16 protein-coding genes are annotated in these 19008 nt (G+C 46.7%); all 16 read right to left on the reverse strand.

What is annotated here, in order from left to right; genetic code table 11:
• Positions 1 to 37: 37 nt before the first annotated feature.
• On the reverse strand, positions 38 to 994 hold the full coding sequence (locus tag BLU03_RS00400) for an ABC transporter permease (RefSeq protein WP_008587792.1): 957 nt from the start codon (positions 992 to 994) through the stop codon (positions 38 to 40).
• Positions 995 to 2041, reverse strand: a complete 1047-nt coding sequence (locus BLU03_RS00405; RefSeq protein ID WP_008587794.1) for an ABC transporter permease — start codon at positions 2039 to 2041, stop codon at positions 995 to 997.
• Positions 2041 to 3567, reverse strand: a complete 1527-nt coding sequence (locus BLU03_RS00410; RefSeq protein ID WP_008587795.1) for an ABC transporter ATP-binding protein — start codon at positions 3565 to 3567, stop codon at positions 2041 to 2043. Before BLU03_RS00410 ends, BLU03_RS00405 begins: the two co-directional genes overlap by 1 nt.
• A 117-nt stretch (positions 3568 to 3684) precedes the next feature.
• Positions 3685 to 4803, reverse strand: a complete 1119-nt coding sequence (locus tag BLU03_RS00415) for a BMP family lipoprotein (protein WP_093104837.1) — start codon at positions 4801 to 4803, stop codon at positions 3685 to 3687.
• 108 nt (positions 4804 to 4911) lie between these two features.
• A complete protein-coding gene (locus BLU03_RS00420) occupies positions 4912 to 5637 on the reverse strand; it encodes a GntR family transcriptional regulator (RefSeq protein ID WP_008587799.1) in 726 nt (241 codons plus the stop codon).
• 186 nt (positions 5638 to 5823) lie between these two features.
• Positions 5824 to 8040: a DNA translocase FtsK gene (locus BLU03_RS00425; protein WP_008587801.1), complete on the reverse strand. Its 2217-nt coding sequence runs from the start codon at positions 8038 to 8040 to the stop codon at positions 5824 to 5826.
• A 310-nt stretch (positions 8041 to 8350) separates the two neighbouring features.
• On the reverse strand, positions 8351 to 9220 hold the full coding sequence (dapA, locus tag BLU03_RS00430) for a 4-hydroxy-tetrahydrodipicolinate synthase (RefSeq protein ID WP_093104839.1): 870 nt from the start codon (positions 9218 to 9220) through the stop codon (positions 8351 to 8353).
• Between the two features lie 13 nt (positions 9221 to 9233).
• The gene (gene dapG / locus BLU03_RS00435) at positions 9234 to 10454 is read right to left on the reverse strand and encodes an aspartate kinase (RefSeq protein ID WP_008587806.1); all 1221 of its coding nucleotides are present in this window, start codon (positions 10452 to 10454) and stop codon (positions 9234 to 9236) included.
• 25 nt (positions 10455 to 10479) lie between these two features.
• Positions 10480 to 11526, reverse strand: a complete 1047-nt coding sequence (asd, locus tag BLU03_RS00440) for an aspartate-semialdehyde dehydrogenase (RefSeq protein WP_008587808.1) — start codon at positions 11524 to 11526, stop codon at positions 10480 to 10482.
• A 414-nt stretch (positions 11527 to 11940) separates the two neighbouring features.
• On the reverse strand, positions 11941 to 14073 hold the full coding sequence (gene pnp / locus BLU03_RS00445; RefSeq protein ID WP_093104842.1) for a polyribonucleotide nucleotidyltransferase: 2133 nt from the start codon (positions 14071 to 14073) through the stop codon (positions 11941 to 11943).
• A gap of 112 nt (positions 14074 to 14185) precedes the next feature.
• Positions 14186 to 14455, reverse strand: coding sequence for a 30S ribosomal protein S15 (rpsO, locus tag BLU03_RS00450; RefSeq protein WP_008587812.1), 270 nt, complete (start codon positions 14453 to 14455; stop codon positions 14186 to 14188).
• Between the two features lie 124 nt (positions 14456 to 14579).
• Entirely contained in the window at positions 14580 to 15350 is a 771-nt protein-coding gene (locus BLU03_RS00455; protein ID WP_076570435.1) for an FAD synthetase family protein, read from the reverse strand.
• Positions 15351 to 15372: 22 nt separating this feature from the next.
• The gene (gene truB / locus BLU03_RS00460) at positions 15373 to 16248 is read right to left on the reverse strand and encodes a tRNA pseudouridine(55) synthase TruB (protein WP_093104844.1); all 876 of its coding nucleotides are present in this window, start codon (positions 16246 to 16248) and stop codon (positions 15373 to 15375) included.
• 53 nt (positions 16249 to 16301) lie between these two features.
• Complete coding sequence (gene rbfA, locus BLU03_RS00465; RefSeq protein WP_008587819.1) at positions 16302 to 16655, reverse strand: 30S ribosome-binding factor RbfA; 354 nt, start codon at positions 16653 to 16655, stop codon at positions 16302 to 16304.
• Between the two features lie 18 nt (positions 16656 to 16673).
• Positions 16674 to 16952 carry a DUF503 domain-containing protein gene (locus tag BLU03_RS00470; protein ID WP_076570429.1) on the reverse strand — a complete coding sequence of 93 codons (279 nt, stop codon included), beginning with the start codon at positions 16950 to 16952 and terminating at the stop codon, positions 16674 to 16676.
• Positions 16949 to 19006: a translation initiation factor IF-2 gene (gene infB, locus BLU03_RS00475; protein ID WP_093104847.1), complete on the reverse strand. Its 2058-nt coding sequence runs from the start codon at positions 19004 to 19006 to the stop codon at positions 16949 to 16951. The genes BLU03_RS00470 and infB overlap by 4 nt, the downstream gene beginning before the upstream one ends.
• Positions 19007 to 19008: the final 2 nt, after the last annotated feature.

Genomic DNA, 19008 nt, shown 5'->3' on the forward strand with positions numbered 1-19008 from the left:
TAAAAACATATAGCCCGGATAATACCGGGCTATATGTTTAACGACTTCCTTTAATATAAGGTGTGCCCAGAGATTTCGGAGCTTCGGCCCGGCCGATGAACCCTGCCAGCGCTAAAATGGTGAGCGCATAAGGGAGGATCAGCAGAAACACCTGAGGGATATTGGCGAATAACGGCCAGCTCGCCCCGTTAATGCTGATGGCCTGCGCGAATCCGAAGAAAATTGCTGCTCCGAGTGCGCCAAGCGGATGCCATTTCCCGAATATAACGGCAGCAAGGGACATGAAACCCTGACCGACGATAGTAGCCTGGGAAAAAGCCTGAGCTACTGTCAGAGCGTATGCAGCGCCCCCAAGACCACCCATGGCTCCTGAGATCATGACTGCAATATAGCGCATACGGTACACTTTAATACCGTTTGTATCAGCTGCCATAGGGTGCTCCCCTACAGCCCGGAGTCTGAGCCCGAAAGAGGTCTTGAATAAAACGAACCAGCCTAACAGAGCAACAGCGATAGCGAGATACGTGGAGGGATAATTCTCAAAAAACATCCTTCCGAGAACCGGAATATCCGACAGGAACGGCACGTCCCACGTATAGAACGGGTTACTGATGATATCCGTCTGACCGCGGTCATAAAACTCGCGGGTCAGGAACAGTCCGACACCGAGCGCCAGAAAGTTGATCGCCACCCCGCTTACCACCTGGTCTGCCCGGAAAGTTATCGAAGCTACGGCATGAACGAGTGCAAATATCGCCGAGAGTACCATAGCAGCAAGCATCGAAATCCACGGGGTCATTGATCCGAACATATCCGAAAATGTGAGGTTAAACACGATTCCGACGAAAGCACCCATTACCATCAGACCTTCAAGTCCAATGTTGATAATTCCGGAACGTTCACTGAACACCCCGCCTATAGCCGTAAAAATCAGAGGAGCAGCAAATACAAGTGCAGAAGAAACCATTATAGCCAAAGCGTCTAGAAAGTCCATTTATTTACCCTCCTTACTGAATTTCAGGAACACCCAGCGGATAATGTACCCGGATGCCACGAACAGAATAATCAATGCGATTACGATATCTACAAGTTCGGTAGGAACTCCGGCCTCGGTCGGCATATTCAGGGCCCCTATTTTCAGCGTACCGAATAAGATAGCCGCCAATATCACCCCGATGGCCGTATTCGCCCCGAGCAGAGCAACCGCGATTCCGTCGAACCCGATGTTCGTAAATCCGGAACTGACAGATGCGTACTGGAATGTACCGAGACCTTCCATGGCACCCGCAAGACCCGCAAAACCTCCTGAAATCACCATGGCAACGATAATATTTCTGCCGACTTTCATTCCGGCATATTCCGATGCAAAGGGATTACTTCCGACTGCGCGGAGCTCAAAGCCCCGAGTCGTTTTGTTAAGCAAAAACCACATGGTGAATGCCATTACCAGAGCAACGATAAAACCGTAGTGGATCCGGGAATAGAAAGTCAGTTCTCTCAGCCAGGGAGCAGCTAAAGATGCCGTTTCGGCTACGTTGCTCGTCCGGTCCTCTCCGTCCGTCAGTACACTCCGGATCACAGAGTTGGAAAGATAAAGAGCTATATAGTTCATCATAATGGTTACGATGACTTCGTGGACTCCGAGTTTCGCTTTCAGCAGTCCCGGCACAAAACCCCAGATTCCACCGGCTACAGTGGCTGCGAGCAGAGCAACCAGTACGTGGACGACCGGAGGCATACCAAAAGAAGAACCTATCCAGACAGCTGCCAGCCAGCCCACAATCACCTGTCCTTCCACTCCGATATTCAGAAGGCCGGCTCTCATTGCAAAAGCAACTGCCAGTCCCGAAAGTATGTATGGTGTTACCTGTCGAACCGTCTCACCGAGGAAGTAGGCATCTCCGAACGCCCCGTTCCACATGGCGGCATAACCGGCTACCGGATTGTAGCCGAAAGCCACCATAATAACAGCTCCTGCCAGCAGGCCGAGTAAAACAGATACGATAGGTACGACTATATTAAACGTCCGATTACTGAACATTACGCTTCCCCCTGCTTTTCTGACTTTCTGCCGGCCATCAACAGGCCGAGTTCCTGCTCATCCGTTTCTTCCGGATTAACTTCCTCGATAATTTTACCATCGAACATTACGGCTATACGATCACTGACGTTCAAAATTTCATCAAGTTCAAACGATACGAGCAGAACCGCACGACCTTTGTCTCTCTCTTCGATCAATTTATTGTGTATAAACTCGATCGCTCCTACATCAAGACCCCGTGTCGGCTGCGAAGCGATCAGAAGATCCGGGGAGCGGTCAACTTCCCGTGCAATAATCGCTTTCTGCTGGTTTCCTCCTGAAAGGGAACGGGCTTTCGTGTACTCATCCGGTGTACGGACATCATATTCCTCGATCAGGGATTTCGCTTTTTTATAGATATTCTTGAAATTCAGAATTCCTCTTTTCGAGTTGGGCGCCAGATAATAGCTCTGCATCACCATATTTTCCCCTATCGGAAAGTCCAGAAGAAGTCCGTGTTTGTGCCGGTCCTGAGGAATATGTGCAACCCCTGCTTCCGTCACTTTTCTCGGTTCCAGGTTATAGATGGAACGGTTGTTAAGCGTTATTTCTCCTGAACTGCTTTTCTTCAATCCCGTAAGTGCTTCCACGAGTTCAGTCTGCCCGTTCCCATCCACACCCGCAACACCGACTATTTCGCCCTGCCTGACGTGAAGGTTCAGATCCTTTACCATTTCCACTCCACGGGAGTCTTTAACTTTGAGATTTTTGACACTTAAAGCATTCTCTCCCGGAGTCGCTTTCGTTTTCTCCGTTTTAAACGTAACTTCTCTTCCTACCATCAGGGAGGCCAGTTCCGTCGCATTCGTATCCTTTACATCCACCGTGCCTATGCCTTTCCCTTTACGGATTATGGTACATTTATCACAAACCTGCATAATTTCTTTCAGTTTGTGGGTGATCAGAATAATCGACTTTCCTTCATTCACAAGGTCTTTCATAATTTGAGTCAATTCTTTAATTTCCTGCGGGGTAAGTACTGCGGTAGGCTCATCCAGAATAAGTATTTCTGCACCCCTGTAGAGCGTTTTCAATATTTCGGCTCTCTGCTGCATACCGACGGAGATATCCCTGATCTTAGCAGTCGCATCCACATTCAACCCGTACTTTTCAGAAAGAGCCTGCACTTCTTTTTCGGCTCTTTTTATGTCGACGGTACCGGCTTTATTAGGTTCACTGCCGAGTACGATGTTCTCAGTGACGGTAAACGTATCAACCAGCATAAAATGCTGGTGTACCATGCCGATCCCGAGAGCGTTCGCAACGTTCGGATCTTCCACATTCACTTCTTTCCCCTGAATCCTGATGCTTCCCTTTTCAGGTTTATAAAGTCCGAACAGAACGTTCATCAGAGTCGATTTCCCTGCTCCATTTTCTCCTAAAAGTGCATGAATCTCCCCTTTTTGTACCTGGAGCGTAATGTCGTCATTTGCTACTATACCCGGAAACTCTTTCCTGATATTAAGCATTTCTATTACGTAGTCCATGAAATCCTCCCCCACTCATGCTTATTTCTATTTCCAGATCATCCAGAGAAGAGTTTCCCTGAATGATCTGAAGATAGAAGGAGGCCGGTCATGGAAACCGACCTCGTAAACTTCCATCTATTTCAGAGAAGAAACATACTCTTCTGTTTCATCACGGGTCATTGGCACTTCGACCTCTCCGTCAATGATTTTTTGTTTCCACTCTTCCACTGTAGATATAATTTCTTCTGTCATAGCTTCTTCATTAGTGCGTGCAAGACTTACACCTTCATCTTCGAGTCCATACTCCACGACTTCCCCTCCAGGGAATTCGCCTTCCATCGCCTGTGTGGAAACGTCCTGAACAGCGATATCGACTCTCTTAACCATAGAAGTCAAGGTAACGTTCGTGTCATCGATGGCACCTTCTTCATGCTGGTCACGGTCTACCCCGATCACCCATACTTTTTCGTCACCACCGCGAACGCGGTCTTTCGCTTCAGAAAACACTCCGTTGCCTGTACCTCCGGCTGCGTGATAAATTACATCAGCACCCTGGGAATACATGTTGGAAGCAATCAGTTTACCCTGATCGGCGGAGTTGAAGCTTTCTGCATATTGCACGTCGATTTTAATATCGGGATTTACTGTTTTCGCACCGGCACGGAAGCCGGATTCGAATTTGTTGATAAGTTCACTGTCGACACCGCCTACAAAACCAAGGTGATCCGATTCGGTTTTATTAGCTGCAGCCACTCCTGCAAGGAAAGATCCCTGATGTTCTTTAAAAGTGATGCTTGCAATATTATCTCCCTCCGCTACTGCATCAACCAGTGAGAAGTTCGTTTCAGGGAATTGCGAAGCTACTTTTTCAACGTCGGGCTGTAAAAGGAAACCGATACCGAAGATCAGATTGTAATCTTCGCGTACGAGACGGTTCAGGTTTGTGGTATAATCCGCATCACTTTCCGATTGAGCATAATCATAACCTTTATTTTCTTCAAGGTTGTTCTCTTTACCGAATTCCTGCAATCCTTCCCAGGCTGACTGGTTGAAAGATTTATCATCCACTCCTCCGGTATCCGTAACCATCGCCACGGTGAAGTCACTATTGCCGCCTTCACCGGAACCTTCCTCTTCGGATTTCGAATCGCTTCCGGAACTTTCAGAATCCCCTCCGCTGTCCGAAGAACCGCAAGCTGCAAGAAAAAGTCCAAACGTAAGTACCAGTGTCAGCAAAAATAACGTACGACGCATAATAATTCCCCCTTAATTTTTTGAACATTCAATCTTCATCAATGAGAAAGGTACATCCACCCCGAAGTCTCACCTCCTTAAAAGATTATACTATACTATTGAAACCCCTTACACTCTCCGGCGCAAAACGTGAAAGCTGAACTTATCGGCTCTGAAGTAGTTTAACGATAGAAGCAGCGGTTCATCATCTGCAGTATAATGCATCTGTTTTAAAAGAAGAAGTGCTTCCTCCGGATCGGTGTTCAAAACCGGGGAAACTATCTCATGGTATCCGACAGGTTCAATATACGTCACGGCATAAGCGATCGGCTTCTGAGTATATTCTTCGATTAATCTGAACATAGATCCTTTTTCCTTCACATCCTGCAAAGATATGACGCCCTCCGGCAGTTTGTCCACACAATAGACTACCGGTTCCCCGTCCGCAGTCCGGACCCGTTCCAGTTTGGCTATTTTATGTAACTCTTTCGGGTGAAATCTCTCCCGGTCTTCTTCCGTAGGCTCTACGAGATCCGCAGATAAATACTGGGTACCCGGGGTCATTCCGGAACTTGTGATCATACCGGTAACGCTGTCCAATTCTTCGATTCCGGCTGAAAACATCGGTTTGGGGTTAACGAAAGTGCCCACCCCGTGCCTGCGGGTCACCAGATTGTCTTCTTCAAGAATTCTTAATGCTTCTCTTAAAGTCGCACGTGATACGCCCAGTCTTTTTGAAAGCTGGAACTCGGAGGGTAATTTTTCTCTTTCTTTGTATACTTCCTCCTGTATATCCTTTTTCAACTGCTCAATCACCTGCAGATAAAGATGTCTCGGATCTTGTTTTATTGCCATATGCGCACCTCCTGCTCCTGGAAATTCGTTTCGAATGTTGGAGATCTGACCTCTGACGTTCGACACATATTATTGAAATAAATATAACACTTTTTTCCCAATAAATAAATACTATTGTTGCAACTTTAATAGTTTTTTGAATTCGAAAGGAATTCCCTCCGATATACTCCATATCGAAGGGGCTTTTTATGATTCCCTGTTTTCCTCATCCACTCCGGAAACCAGAACCGTACGTGGCTTACTGCCCTCGGAAGGTCCCACTATCCCGTTTTCTTCCATTGAATCCACAAGTCGTGCTGCTCTTGTGTAACCTACACGGAATCTCCGTTGAATCATCGAAGCACTTGCACTTTGCATCTCTACTACCATCTGAACGGCTTCCGGATACAATTCGTCGTCCACTTCCTGCTGGACTTCCGTTTCTTCTTCAGGGATCATCTCTTCCTGATATTGCGCTTTCTGCTGTTCCACACAAAAGTCGACGATATTTTCCACTTCCTCGTCAGAAAGGAAAGCTCCCTGTACTCTCGTCGGTTTATTTGCGCCAACCGGCGTAAAGAGCATATCCCCCCGGCCGAGAAGCTTTTCAGCTCCTCCCGAATCAAGGATAGTTCTCGAATCAGTCTGGGACGACACGCTGAAGGCTATTCTCGAAGGGATATTCGCTTTGATCACTCCCGTAATGACATCTACCGATGGACGCTGCGTAGCAATAATCAGATGTATTCCTGCAGCTCTCGCCATCTGAGCCAGTCGCGTTATGGAATCTTCCACTTCATTTGAAGCTACCATCATCAAGTCCGCGAGCTCATCGACGAGAACGACAATGTAAGGAAGCGTAGGCTGGTCATCATCTTCCAGTTCATTATGTTTCTTAATATATTCATTGTACCCTTCGATGTTTCTCGTGCCGCTTTCCGAAAACAGGTCATACCGCCTGTCCATCTCACTTACTACTTTCTTCAGTGCCCGGGATGCTTTTTTCGGATCGGTGACGACCGGTGATAACAGGTGAGGAATGCCGTTGTAGACGTTCAGCTCCACTTTCTTCGGATCGATCATCATCATTTTCACTTCATGTGGCTTGGCACGCATAAGTATACTGGTGATGATACCGTTTATACACACGCTTTTCCCACTGCCTGTGGCTCCTGCCACGAGCAGATGGGGCATCTTGTTCAGCTCGGCCATGACAGCTTCCCCGGAGATGTCTCTGCCCAGCGCAAAACCTAATTTCTGATCTTTTTTGAGAGAAGCCGACTCCAGCACCTCTCTGAGTGTGACCATGGAGATCTCCTGGTTCGGGACTTCAATACCGACAGCGGATTTACCCGGAATCGGGGCTTCAATACGTATATCACGGGCAGCCAGTGACAGAGCCAGATCATCGTGCAGGTTAACGATCTTACTTACTTTAACTCCTGTATCGGGATTCACTTCGTATTTCGTGACGGAAGGACCAACATGTACTTTCGTCACTTTCGCCTTCACTCCGAAACTGTCGAAAGTGGCTTCCAATTTCCTGACCGTCTCCTGAATATGGCTTCTGTCTTGACTTTGCGGGGTCCCCTCCGGTGCTTTCAGCAAATCGAAGCCGGGGAGTTCATAATCATGGTTTTCCGTTTCCCCGGTAGCTAACGATACGTCTTTCGTCTCTTCTCCCGTTTCTTTTCCCGATTCCTGAACCGCAGGCACGGGTCTGTTCTTAGTCTGTTCCGTAAAGTCCTGAATAATCGGATGTTCCGTTTCTGTCTCCGGACTTTCCGGCGGAGCAGGTTTCTGCTCCTTACGCTCAGGCTCCACCGATGATTTGGAAGAAGTCTTTTTCTTCTTTCTTCCGGAGACCTTTTTCTTCCACTTTTTGAAAAATTTACTGATTTTCTCTGCAGGCGACCATTCCCTGATCATCATGCTTCCTATGACAATCATAAATACGGAAACTATAATCGAACCCGCCTGTCCAAAAAGAAAGTCAGTTATGCTGTAGAGGACAGCTCCACTGAAACCCCCGCCCATCTCAATGAAGGATACATCGCTTCGATAAATCCCCCAGGTGGCAGAGAACACACCTCCGTTCGACGGGTATAACGCCTGGACGTGCGAAAGAAGCAGTACTCCTGCAACGACAAGGAATGTACCTCCGGGTTTCTTAATGATCGGCCACGACCTCTTAAGCATGACGTATCCGCCAAGCACCAGCAGACCGAGCGGTATCATAAAATACCATAATCCAAAAATCAGCTGGAAAACGAAAGTCAGGAATTTCGGGACTGCTCCCGTTTTGAAAAAGGGCAGTCCGCTCCCAAATATTGCTGTAATAACAAACAGCAGACCGAACAATTCATAACGTATACGATTATTTATCTTTGATTTCTTTTTTCTGTTTCTCTTTCTTTTAGCCATGGAAATCCTCCTACTTTGACGAAAAAACAGGATGCCGTGGTTATCCGGGGCATCCTGGAAGGTTCATTCTATAATTATAGCATATTCCTTTCTTATACACCTATACCCTCCGGTCACAAAAACAGAAGGACTCTGATGAATTTTGCGGAGTGAAACGACTGGAGAATGCTTGAAAATACGTAACGACCGGTCTTTCGAAAAAGACCGGTCGAACATATAATTTCCCTCAACTGACAGATTGGGCACCGGAAATGCTGCAGGTACCGGCAACAGGACGTCAGGGAGATGTTGATGGAGAAGGACAGCCGGGTTACAGGTCGTCCACCAGGTTGTGGATGAATGTTTCTTCCTCCTTTGTAAGAGGCACCATCGGGAGACGTACACCTCCGACATCGAGACCTTTCCTTTTCAAAGCCTCTTTGATCGGTGCCGGCGAAGGAGCTATAAACATCCCTTTGCAGACCGGTACGAGCTTACGATGTATGGCGGCAGCTTTTTTTATTTCACCCTGGTCAAATAAATCAAGCATTTCCTGCATCGTTTTACCGGCTACATGAGAAGACACCGACACCACACCACGACCACCGATAGCGTACGTAGGATATGTCAGATGATCATCGCCGGTATAAACGTTAAAATCATCGGAGGCCCCCTCTATGATTTCAGCCATGGCGCTCAGGTCGCCGGTAGCTTCCTTAACGGCTGCGATATTGGGGATTTCGGAGAGCCTTACAATAGTCTCCGGATTCAAGCGTACGACTGTGCGACCGGGAACGTTATATACCATTATCGGTACGTCCACTTTCTCAGCAATCGTTTTAAAATGCAGATACAGGCCTTCCTGATTCGGTTTGTTGTAGTAAGGAACGACCAGCATCAGACCGTCGACTCCTGCATTCTGAGCCAGAAGGGACAGTTCCAGAGATTCCTGGGTTCCGTTAGTACCTGAACCGGCAAGGACAGGGACCCGTCCGTCCGCTGCGTAAACGGTCCTTTCCCATACTTTCACTTTCTCATCAAAAGAAAGAGTGGCAGATTCCCCGGTCGTCCCGGCTACCACCAGGCCGTCGCTTCCATTATTAACTAGATGGTCGACAAGTTCATCAATTTTCGGAAAATCCACCTGCCCGAAACTGTCAATCGGAGTTGCCATAGCAGTCAGTACCCGTCCGAAATCCATATTCATCTCCCCTTTATATATCTTCGCTCAGTTGAAATATCGAATGAAGAGCATTAACGGCTTCCTTAATGTCCTCTTCCTTGATCAGCATCCAGATGGTCGTATGAGAGTCTGCGGACTGAAGAATCTGCACTCCGGCACTGCTTAACGTATTAACTATCTTGGAAGTAACACCCGGGACCCCTGAAATTCCGGCCCCTACAGTCGATACTTTGGCACAGTTACGTTTTATTACCGGAGAAAACCCTTCCTGTTCGAAAAGCTCTTTCGCCTTCTCCGTATAAGGTTCGGCAATGGTGAATACAATCGAGTTCGGTGAAATATTGATGAAATCCACCGAGATACCCGCTTCTGCCATCATACCGAAGACTTTTGCCTGAACATTGCCGTTTTCCTCTTCCACCGGAATTTTTATTTGCGTAATTCCCGTCATATGGGCGATACCGGTAACGAGTCTGTCATCGATATCACTGCCATTCTCCCCATCCGTGGAAGCAGAAACGAGCGTGCCCGGTAAGTCCGAATATGTAGACCTTACCCGTAACGGGACTTTTGCGTGCATGGCGATTTCTACAGCTCTCGGATGTATCACTTTGGCTCCCTGATAAGCAAGGTTACTGATCTCATTATACGTAATCTGCTTCATCGTACGGGCCGATTCGACAATTCTCGGATCTGCAGTCATAATACCTTCGACGTCCGTAAAGATATCCACGTATTCTGCATTTAAAGCTGCACCGAGTGCGGCAGCAGTCGTATCACTGCCTCCGCGTCCGAACGTCGTGACATCCCCCTCTTCGGTTTTCCCCTGAAAGCCTGCCACTACTACTACATCTAAATCTTTGAGTTCCTGCAATATTCTGTCCGGTTTCATATCGACTATTTTAGCTTTGGTGAAATCACTGTTAGTGAAGAACCCTGCCTGAGCTCCGGTCAGAGCTGTCGATGAAACACCGGCCTTCGATAATTCATCCGAAAACACGACGGATGATATCACTTCTCCGCAGGACATGAGCAGATCCTGTTCCCTCGAAGACAAAGTTGTATTCGGATGATCCACGAGACTTAACAGAGTATCTGTCGCATAAGGTTCACCTTTTCTCCCCATCGCGGAAACCGCTACTACTACTTTGTATCCTTCTTTCACTGCTTTCTCAATGTGGGACATGGCCCGGGCACGGCTTTCTTCGTCCCGGACCGATGTTCCTCCAAATTTCTGAACTACGATATCCATTCCTTACACCTCTATAGTCATTGGATTACAACCAGTTATTTGTCACGACTCTTTCTGCTATCTGTATGGAGTTCCAGGCCGCGCCTTTGAGTAGATTATCCGAGACGACCCACATGTGAAAACCGTAATCGACATCCGGGTCTTTACGTATCCTTCCGACAAATACATCTTTTTTGCCGGCTGCCGACAGCGGCGTAGGATAATCCTGCTCGGACGGATTGTCCTGAAGTGTCAGACCTTCTCCATTACTGATGACTTTTCTGAAATCACTTACGCTTACTGCTTCTTTATCGATTTCGACATATACACTCTCCGCATGGGAAACCGCAAACGGGAGGCGTACACACGTCGCTGAAACGGGAAGTTTGTCCATATGCATAATCTTCTTCGTTTCGTTGATCATTTTCTTTTCTTCGAAGGTATAGCCGTCTTCTTCGAATACGTCGATTTGCGGCAGAGCGTTAAAAGCTATCGGAAAATGTTTTTCGTCTCCTTTGACAGGAAGTATATTTGTTTCGTACTCTTTCCCGTCGAGCATCGCTCTCGACTGTTCATTCATCTCATCAACCGCATCGTTTCCGGCTCCGGAAACTGCCTGATAAGTCGATACAAGGACCCGTTTCAGTCCATACTTGTCATCAATCGGCTTAAGAGCAGCGACCATTTGAATTGTGGAACAGTTAGGATTCGCTATTATCCCTTTGTTTTCTTTAATATCTTCTTCATTCACTTCCGGTACTACGAGAGGGACTTCCGGGTCCATCCTGTACGCGCTTGTATTATCAATAACAAGAGCACCGCGTTTCACCGCTTCCGGCGCAAGTTTTTTGGAAATCGATCCTCCTGCGGAGAACAATGCGATATCTACATTTTCAAAGCTTTCCGGTTTTGCTTCTTCCACTGTATATTCTTCACCTTTGAAAGAAATCTTTGAACCTGCAGAACGGCTTGAAGACAACAGCTTCAGTTCTTTAACAGGAAAGTCTCTATCTTCCAGTGTTTCGATCATTTTCTGTCCGACCGCTCCGGTAGCACCGAGAACGGCTACATTAACTTTTTTCTGCTCGCTCATAATTATCTTCCTTTCCCTGTAATTGATTTTGAAAATTAATTACAGTCTCACTATTTTGTTATTTTATCACATTTCCCTGCTTTCCGTCATAAGGAACAATACTCATTATACCCGGAACAGCAGTGCCGGTCAGCCCTGAAGAACGTATGGTGACTGCGCGCGAACTGCCGGTAAACCACACATGTAAACTCACACTACCCAATCGTAACCTAATACTTCGCCGGAATGCTAATACAATAGATGAGCCGATTCGGTAACTAACCTTCTCAATGGAGAACTAAGTATATCCTGGAGGCATATTCTCCGATTTCCTCCCGAAAGTTCTGAACTGCTTCGAAAACATGGGAAAAAGCCCGATTGTGCTATAGATTTTTAATTAAAAAAAGGAACTGGAATTATCCAGTTCGCTTTTCTTTACTCCGTCTGCTGTCCTTCTTCACTCTGCTCTTTTTCTTTCTGTTCCACAAGGATCGCTTTTCTGGAAAGGTTTATCCGTCCCTGTCTGTCGATCTCTTTCACTTTTACTGTCAGCGTATCCCCTACATTGGCTACGTCTTCAGTTTTTTTAATGTGTTCTTCCGCCAGCTCGGAGATGTGTACGAGGCCTTCTTTGCCTTTGAACAGTTCCACGAAGGCTCCGAATTTCTCCACCCGTTTCACTGTACCATCATATACTTCTCCCACTTCTACGTCACGAACGATATCTTCGATCACTTTTTTGGCGTTTTCATTCATTTCACTGTTTTGAGAGGAAATGAAAACAGTTCCATCCTGCTCAATATCGATTTTCACTCCTGTTTCTTCGATGATTTTATTGATCTGTTTACCGCTCGGACCAATGACATCACGAATTTTATCAGGGTTGATCGACATTTTCATAATTTTAGGAGCGTAGGAAGACAGTTCACTGCGTGTGGAAGGCATTACTTCAAGCATGTGACCGAGTATGTCCATTCTTCCTTTTTTCGCCTGTTCCAGCGCCTCTTTCAAAATATCTCTTGAAAGACCTTCAATCTTAATGTCCATCTGCAGGGCAGTGACACCCTTTTCGGTACCGGCTACTTTAAAATCCATATCTCCGAGAAAGTCTTCCATTCCCTGAATATCTGTCAGAATCGTATAATCGTCCCCTGATTTCACAAGGCCCATGGCGATACCGGCTACGGGTGCTTTGATCGGCACACCGGCATCCATCATTGCAAGAGTACTGGCACATATACTGGCCTGGGAAGTGGAACCGTTGGATTCAAGCACTTCGGAAACGAGCCGTATAGTGTACGGAAATTCCTCTTCGGATGGAATGACCACTTCAAGCGCTCTTTCCCCCAAAGCTCCGTGGCCGATTTCACGACGGCCCGGACCGCGTATCGGTCCTGTTTCACCGACGGAGAAGTTCGGAAAATTGTAATGGTGCATGAAGCGTTTTGATTCTTCCAGGTCCAGGCCATCCAGAATCTGGACTTCACCCAGTGCCCCAAGTGTACATACGCTGAGCGCCTGGGTCTGACCACGGGTGAACATCCCCGACCCGTGTGTACGTGGCAGCACATCCACTCTTGAGGTAAGAGGTCGGATTTCACGCGGACTTCTGCCGTCAGGTCTTATTTTCTCTTTTGTAATCAGCCTGCGTACCTCGGCTTTTACAATATCGTCAAGGATGGACTTGATCTGACTAATCTCTTCTTCTTCCAATTCCTCTTCGGCGACTTTATCCAGGTAGTCGTTCTTAGCCTTATCGATCGCTTCTTCCCGCGCTTTTTTATCATTAATCTGGATAGCTTCGACTATGGAAGCCGTAGCTTCCCTTTCCGTCTTCTGTTGAAGCTGTTCATCATTTGAAAGAAGTTGCACTTCCATTTTTTCTTTTCCGGAAGCTTTAATGATCTCTTCCTGAAATTCCACCAGGCGTTTAATCTCTTCATGCCCGAACATTATCGCTTCAAGCATATCCGCTTCCGGAACTTCAAGTGCTCCTGCCTCTACCATGTTGACAGCGTCTTTCGTTCCGGCCACTGTTAAATCGATGTCACTCGCTTTCTGCTGTTCGACGGTCGGGTTGATGACGAATTTTCCGTCCACCCGTCCGACGATAACCCCGGCGATCGGTCCCGCGAACGGGAGATCGGAGACACTGAGTGCAATAGAAGAACCTATCATCGCTGCGATTTCGGAGGAACAGTCCTGATCTACACTCATCACAGTGTTGATAACCTGGATATCGTTCCGGAATCCGTCCGGGAACAGCGGTCTGATCGGGCGATCAATCAAACGAGCAGTCAAAACCGCTTTGTCGCTCGGACGCCCTTCGCGCTTAATGAAACCGCCCGGTATTTTCCCTACGGCATATAGACGTTCTTCATAGTTAATAGTCAACGGGAAAAACGGAAGGTCTTTCGGCTCTTTGGAACCGGTCGCTGTGGAAAGAACCGATGTATCACCATAGCTGATCATCGCTGCTCCATTCGCCTGCTTTGCCATTTCACCTATTTCCACCGACAGCTTCTGACCGCCGATATCAATAGAAAACACTTGTTTATTATCTGTCATAGAAGATTGTACTCCTCTCTAATTTGCAATACCGATCAGTGTCACTAAACTTATACTTATAAATATGTAAACATACAGAAAAAGCGGGATCCCTCCCGCTTTTACCTGTACGTTAGCGACGCAGACCAAGACTTTGGATCAACTCACGGTAACGTTTAATATCATTATTACGTAGATAGCTCAACAGATTACGACGTCTACCGACCATTTTCAACAGTCCGCGACGGGAATGATGATCATGTTTATGATAACGCAAATGGTTGTTCAGTGTAGTGATTTGCTCTGTTAAAACTGCGATTTGAACTTCCGAAGACCCTGTATCATTTTCGTGAGTCTTGTACTGTTCGATAATTTCGTTTTTACGTTCCTTAGTTAAAGCCATTACAGCTCCACCTCCTAAAATTAATTCATTCCCTTGCCCCAAGCGATCGTCGGTGAGTCGAAGCGCCTAGCGAAGGTTCAATTTAAATCATACAAAACTGAAAGAAAAAATGCAACCTTTTGGGTCATTTTCGCAATTCTTTAAGAAAACGGACAGGCACATCCCCATTGCTCTTGTTACGTCCGTCTTTCCATTCAATTCTGCTTCCTTTCACCATTACCTTCCCTCTCTCACCATCAACCTCTGCTTCATATTCTCCGTCTTCGGGATGATGATAATAGAGGGGTATCTCCAGTTCCCCTGCCCCGGCCGGCTTTGCGTATATTACGTAGCTGCGACCGAGAAGTTCATTGGCCGCAATCACCTCTCCTTCGTCCAGCAGTTTTCTTATCCGGGTGGAACTGACCTTTTCGCTATCTTCCTGGAATTCCTCGACGGTGGAAGATGTAAATCGGCCATCAGCCAGCTGATCGATGATTTCCATATTACCTTTTCCTTTATGCCCGAATGAAAAATCGAATCCTGCTACTACATGAGCGATACATAGTCCTGCAAAATACTCATCCACAAACGTTTGCGGACTCAAAGATGCCAGTTCCTTCGTAAATGGTACAATGAACAGGTAATCGGCTCCCAATTCTTCTATTAGCTTTTCTTTCACCGGCAAAGGGGTTAAGTATTGGGCATTTTCCACTCCCTTCAATACTACTGAAGGGTGAGGATCGAAAGTCATCACTCCCCACTTCCTGCCTTCTTTCTCTGCTATTCCTTTCGCTTTCATCATTACTTTGCGGTGACCTGTATGCACACCATCGAAAAAACCGACAGCTGTTACGCTGGTCTCCACCTGCTCTTTCACACTACTGGTACGGTTATCCAATCGAAACACTTTCATACTTTCTCACCTGCTTCATTTATTACTGTTTAAGTACGCGGATCGGCTTTATCAGGCCCGGTTTATCAGGGTGGTCATGATACAGAGCAAGCAGCTCTCCCTTATGAACAGCGACGTGAATTTCTCCTGCACTCCAGTTGGCCGGGCGATCAAATCTCTGACCATTTCGGATAAGAGATGCCTCTTCTTCCGTGACCTCCCACTCAGGCAAATGAGGGACGGCTTTCTTCATCGGAAGCAGCCCATTGTTCAGTTTATCTCTGTCCAGATCTTCGAGTCTTACACAGTCGATTTCGGTAAAATCCCCGGTACCGGTCCTCGTTAATTCCTTCATGTGTGCAGGCAGCCCGAGAGCTTTTCCTATATCCACGCAAAGCGTTCTTATGTAAGTTCCCTTGGAGCAGACCACTTTCACTCTGAACGATTCCCTGCTCACTCTCTCCATCCAATGCAGTTCGTGAATCGTCACCTGCCGTTCAGGTCTTTCCACTTCCATACCTTCCCTCGCATATTCGTACAATCGCCTGCCATTTACTTTAACCGCCGAATACATGGGGGGCGCCTGCGTAATGTCTCCCTGAAAATCCTTCAGAACCTTCTGTATATAGTGATCGGAAATATCGGGTACTTCAGCCGTGTCGATCACTTCTCCCCAGGCATCTTCTGTCTCCGTAGCCGTGCCGAGAGAAATAACTGCCTCGTAAGTTTTTTCTGTATCAGTAAGAAAAGGAACGAGCTTAGTCGCTTTGCCGATACACAGCGGTAATACCCCTTCGACTTCAGGGTCCAGCGTACCGGTGTGACCGATTTTTTTCGTTCCGGCTACTTTTCTTACCTTCACTACACAGTCATGGGAAGTTAACCCTTTGGGTTTCCATAATGGAAAAATACCATCCATATTCCTGTTCCCCTCCAATTATAAATGTAACCCCGGTTTTTGAGAACCCGGGGTTACGTGTTATTCGTGTCGTTCAGATTGTTCAACAGGGACTCGATGCGGTTTCCGCGTTCTACTGCTTCGTCAATTTCGAAAGTAATTTCCGGTGTTTTCCTCAAACGGATTCTCTTTCCAATTTCAGAGCGTATGAACCCTCTGGCTTTGCCCAGTCCTGCAAGCGTATCCTGAAGTTCAGGTTCACCACCGAGCACGGTAATGTATACAGTTGCCTGCTGCAGGTCTCCGGTTACTTCCGCATCTGTCACAGTCACAAAACCTATACGCGGGTCTTTTATCTTTTTACTGATAATGTCCCCGAGTTCTTTTTTGATCTGCTCTGCTACACGATTCGCTCTCATTTCACTCATCTTTCTTCACCCGCTTTCCTAAAGACGTTCCAGAAAGGTATCCATTCGTTCAAATTCCGGAAAAGAATCAATAAAGTGTAACACTTTCTGAATGGTCTGTTCCGCTTTTTTATAATCGTACGAGATGGTGACAACTCCAATTTTGGTCCGTTGCCAGAGATTCTGGTGATCGATTTCGCTCACAGAGACGTTAAATTCGTTTTGAATCCTGGATTGCACACGGCGCAGAACCGCTCTTTTTTCTTTGAGCGATTGGGCACCGTGTATCATTCCATCAATCTCTGCACTTACAATCACGTTCGTTCTACTTCTTCCATGACGAATGGTTCAATGATATCTCCGATTTTTATATCGTTGAAGTTTTTGACGGTTATACCACATTCATAACCCTGCACTACTTCTTTAGCATCATCTTTGTACCGTTTCAGCTGGTCAATCTCACCTTCGAAGATTACGACACCGTCACGGATGACGCGTACGCCAGCGTTCCGGTTGATTTTACCGTCCGTAACATAAGAACCTGCGATGGTACCGATTTTTGAAACTTTAAAGATTTCGCGGACTTCCACCTGACCGATTATTTTTTCCTCGAATTCAGGATCGAGCATTCCCTTCATAGCGGCCTCAATTTCTTCAATAGCTTTGTAAATTACATTATGGAGTCTGATTTCAACGTTTTCGCCTTCGGCAGCCTTTCTTGCGTTACCGTCCGGTCGAACGTTGAATCCGATAATAACTCCGCTGGAGGCGGCAGCGAGGGAAACATCAGACTCTGTGATGGCTCCTACTCCGGTATGGATGATGTTAACTTTCACATCCTCAACTTCAATCTTTTCAAGAGAACCGGCCAGAGCTTCGACCGATCCCTGAACATCGGCTTTAAGGATAAGATTGATCTCTTTCAACTCACCTTGCTGGATCTGTTCAAAAAGATCGTCGAGACTGACTTTCTGGGTCGATCGTCTTTCTTCTTCAATTTTTTGCTGTTTACGTGCCTCACCGATAGACTTGGCTCTCTTTTCATCTTCAAAGACGAGGAAACGATCTCCTGCATGAGGTACGTCATTAAGTCCCGTCACTTCCACTGGTGTAGAAGGAGCAGCTTCTTTCACCCGGCGGCCGATATCGTTGACCATGGCACGCACGCGGCCGTAAGTGTTACCTACAACTACGGAATCTCCGACGTTGAGAGTTCCATTCTGTACAAGAAGTGTTGCGACAGGTCCTCTCCCTTTATCAAGTTCGGCTTCGATGACTGTTCCGAACGCAGGACGTGCAGGGTTGGCTTTAAGTTCTTCCATTTCGGAAACTAATGTAATCATTTCCAGCAGGTCTTCTATTCCTTCTCCTGCAAGCGCGGACATCTTCACAAAAATCGTCTCTCCGCCGTAATCTTCGGCAACCAGTTCGAACTGCATTAGTTCCTGCATGATACGATCAGGATTCGCACCTTCCACATCCATTTTGTTAACGGCAACGATAATCGGTACTTCAGCTGCTTTAGCATGTGAAATTGCTTCTCTCGTCTGCGGCATTACGCCGTCATCAGCTGCAACGACAAGAATCGCTATGTCCGTTACCTGCGCACCACGGGAACGCATACTTGTAAATGCCGCGTGTCCAGGCGTATCTAGAAATGTAACTTTTTTATCGTTTTCTTCGATCTGGTACGCTCCGATATGCTGCGTAATTCCCCCTGCTTCTCCTGCAGTGACCTTCGTATTACGGATCGAGTCAAGGAGAGTAGTCTTCCCGTGGTCAACGTGACCCATTATGGTTACAACGGCAGGACGTTCTTCAAGGTCTTCCGGGTTATCTTCGAAGGTGAGGTTTTCGATATCGGTTTCGTCCACCGCTTCTTTTTCTTCGACCTCCACACCGAACTCGTCACCGATCAGTTCAATCGTATCGCTGTCGAGAGTCTGGTTCTTATTGGCCATAACTCCCATAAGGAGAAGTTTCTTCAATATTTCGGAAGAATCCTTGTTCAGCTTCTCCGCAAGTTCGCTCACCGTAAGTGTGCCTTCGTAAAATACTTTTGAAGGGGTCTCGTTTTTACTTTTTGGTTTTCTCTCCTGCTGTTTGTGAGCTTCCTGTTTATTTTTCGCTTTTTTATTATTGCTTTTCTTTTTCTTAGGCTTTTTCTCTGTGCTTTTCTGCTTATTCTCAGCAGGCTTTTCTTCCTGACCGGAAGAAGGGTTGAACGTTTTATCCAGTTGCTGCTGGGTTTCTTCCGTTATGGCAACCATGTGGTTCGTAACGTCCATCCCCATTTCATTAAGTGTTTCGATCACTTTTTTATTTTCTACATTGTTCTTTTTGGCGTATTCGTAAATTCTCATTTTACTCATAC

It is taken from the genome of Salimicrobium album (assembly GCF_900107115.1).
Lineage (GTDB): Bacteria > Bacillota > Bacilli > Bacillales > Halobacillaceae > Salimicrobium > Salimicrobium album.

Bases quoted from the DNA above. Each gene is read 5' to 3' on its own strand.
- dapG (WP_008587806.1), bottom strand. From the start codon at position 10,454: ATGGATATCGTAGTTCAGAAATTTGGAGGAACATCGGTCCGGGACGAA.
- BLU03_RS00415 (WP_093104837.1), bottom strand. From the start codon at position 4,803: ATGCGTCGTACGTTATTTTTGCTGACACTGGTACTTACGTTTGGACTT.
- truB (WP_093104844.1), bottom strand. From the start codon at position 16,248: ATGGATGGTATTTTTCCATTATGGAAACCCAAAGGGTTAACTTCCCAT.
- asd (WP_008587808.1), bottom strand. From the start codon at position 11,526: ATGAGCGAGCAGAAAAAAGTTAATGTAGCCGTTCTCGGTGCTACCGGA.
- rbfA (WP_008587819.1), bottom strand. From the start codon at position 16,655: ATGAGTGAAATGAGAGCGAATCGTGTAGCAGAGCAGATCAAAAAAGAA.
- pnp (WP_093104842.1), bottom strand. From the start codon at position 14,073: ATGACAGATAATAAACAAGTGTTTTCTATTGATATCGGCGGTCAGAAG.
- BLU03_RS00400 (WP_008587792.1), bottom strand. From the start codon at position 994: ATGGACTTTCTAGACGCTTTGGCTATAATGGTTTCTTCTGCACTTGTA.
- BLU03_RS00420 (WP_008587799.1), bottom strand. From the start codon at position 5,637: ATGGCAATAAAACAAGATCCGAGACATCTTTATCTGCAGGTGATTGAG.
- rpsO (WP_008587812.1), bottom strand. From the start codon at position 14,455: ATGGCTTTAACTAAGGAACGTAAAAACGAAATTATCGAACAGTACAAG.
- BLU03_RS00410 (WP_008587795.1), bottom strand. From the start codon at position 3,567: ATGGACTACGTAATAGAAATGCTTAATATCAGGAAAGAGTTTCCGGGT.
- infB (WP_093104847.1), bottom strand. From the start codon at position 19,006: ATGAGTAAAATGAGAATTTACGAATACGCCAAAAAGAACAATGTAGAA.
- BLU03_RS00405 (WP_008587794.1), bottom strand. From the start codon at position 2,041: ATGTTCAGTAATCGGACGTTTAATATAGTCGTACCTATCGTATCTGTT.
- BLU03_RS00455 (WP_076570435.1), bottom strand. From the start codon at position 15,350: ATGAAAGTGTTTCGATTGGATAACCGTACCAGTAGTGTGAAAGAGCAG.
- dapA (WP_093104839.1), bottom strand. From the start codon at position 9,220: ATGGATTTCGGACGGGTACTGACTGCTATGGCAACTCCGATTGACAGT.
- BLU03_RS00425 (WP_008587801.1), bottom strand. From the start codon at position 8,040: ATGGCTAAAAGAAAGAGAAACAGAAAAAAGAAATCAAAGATAAATAAT.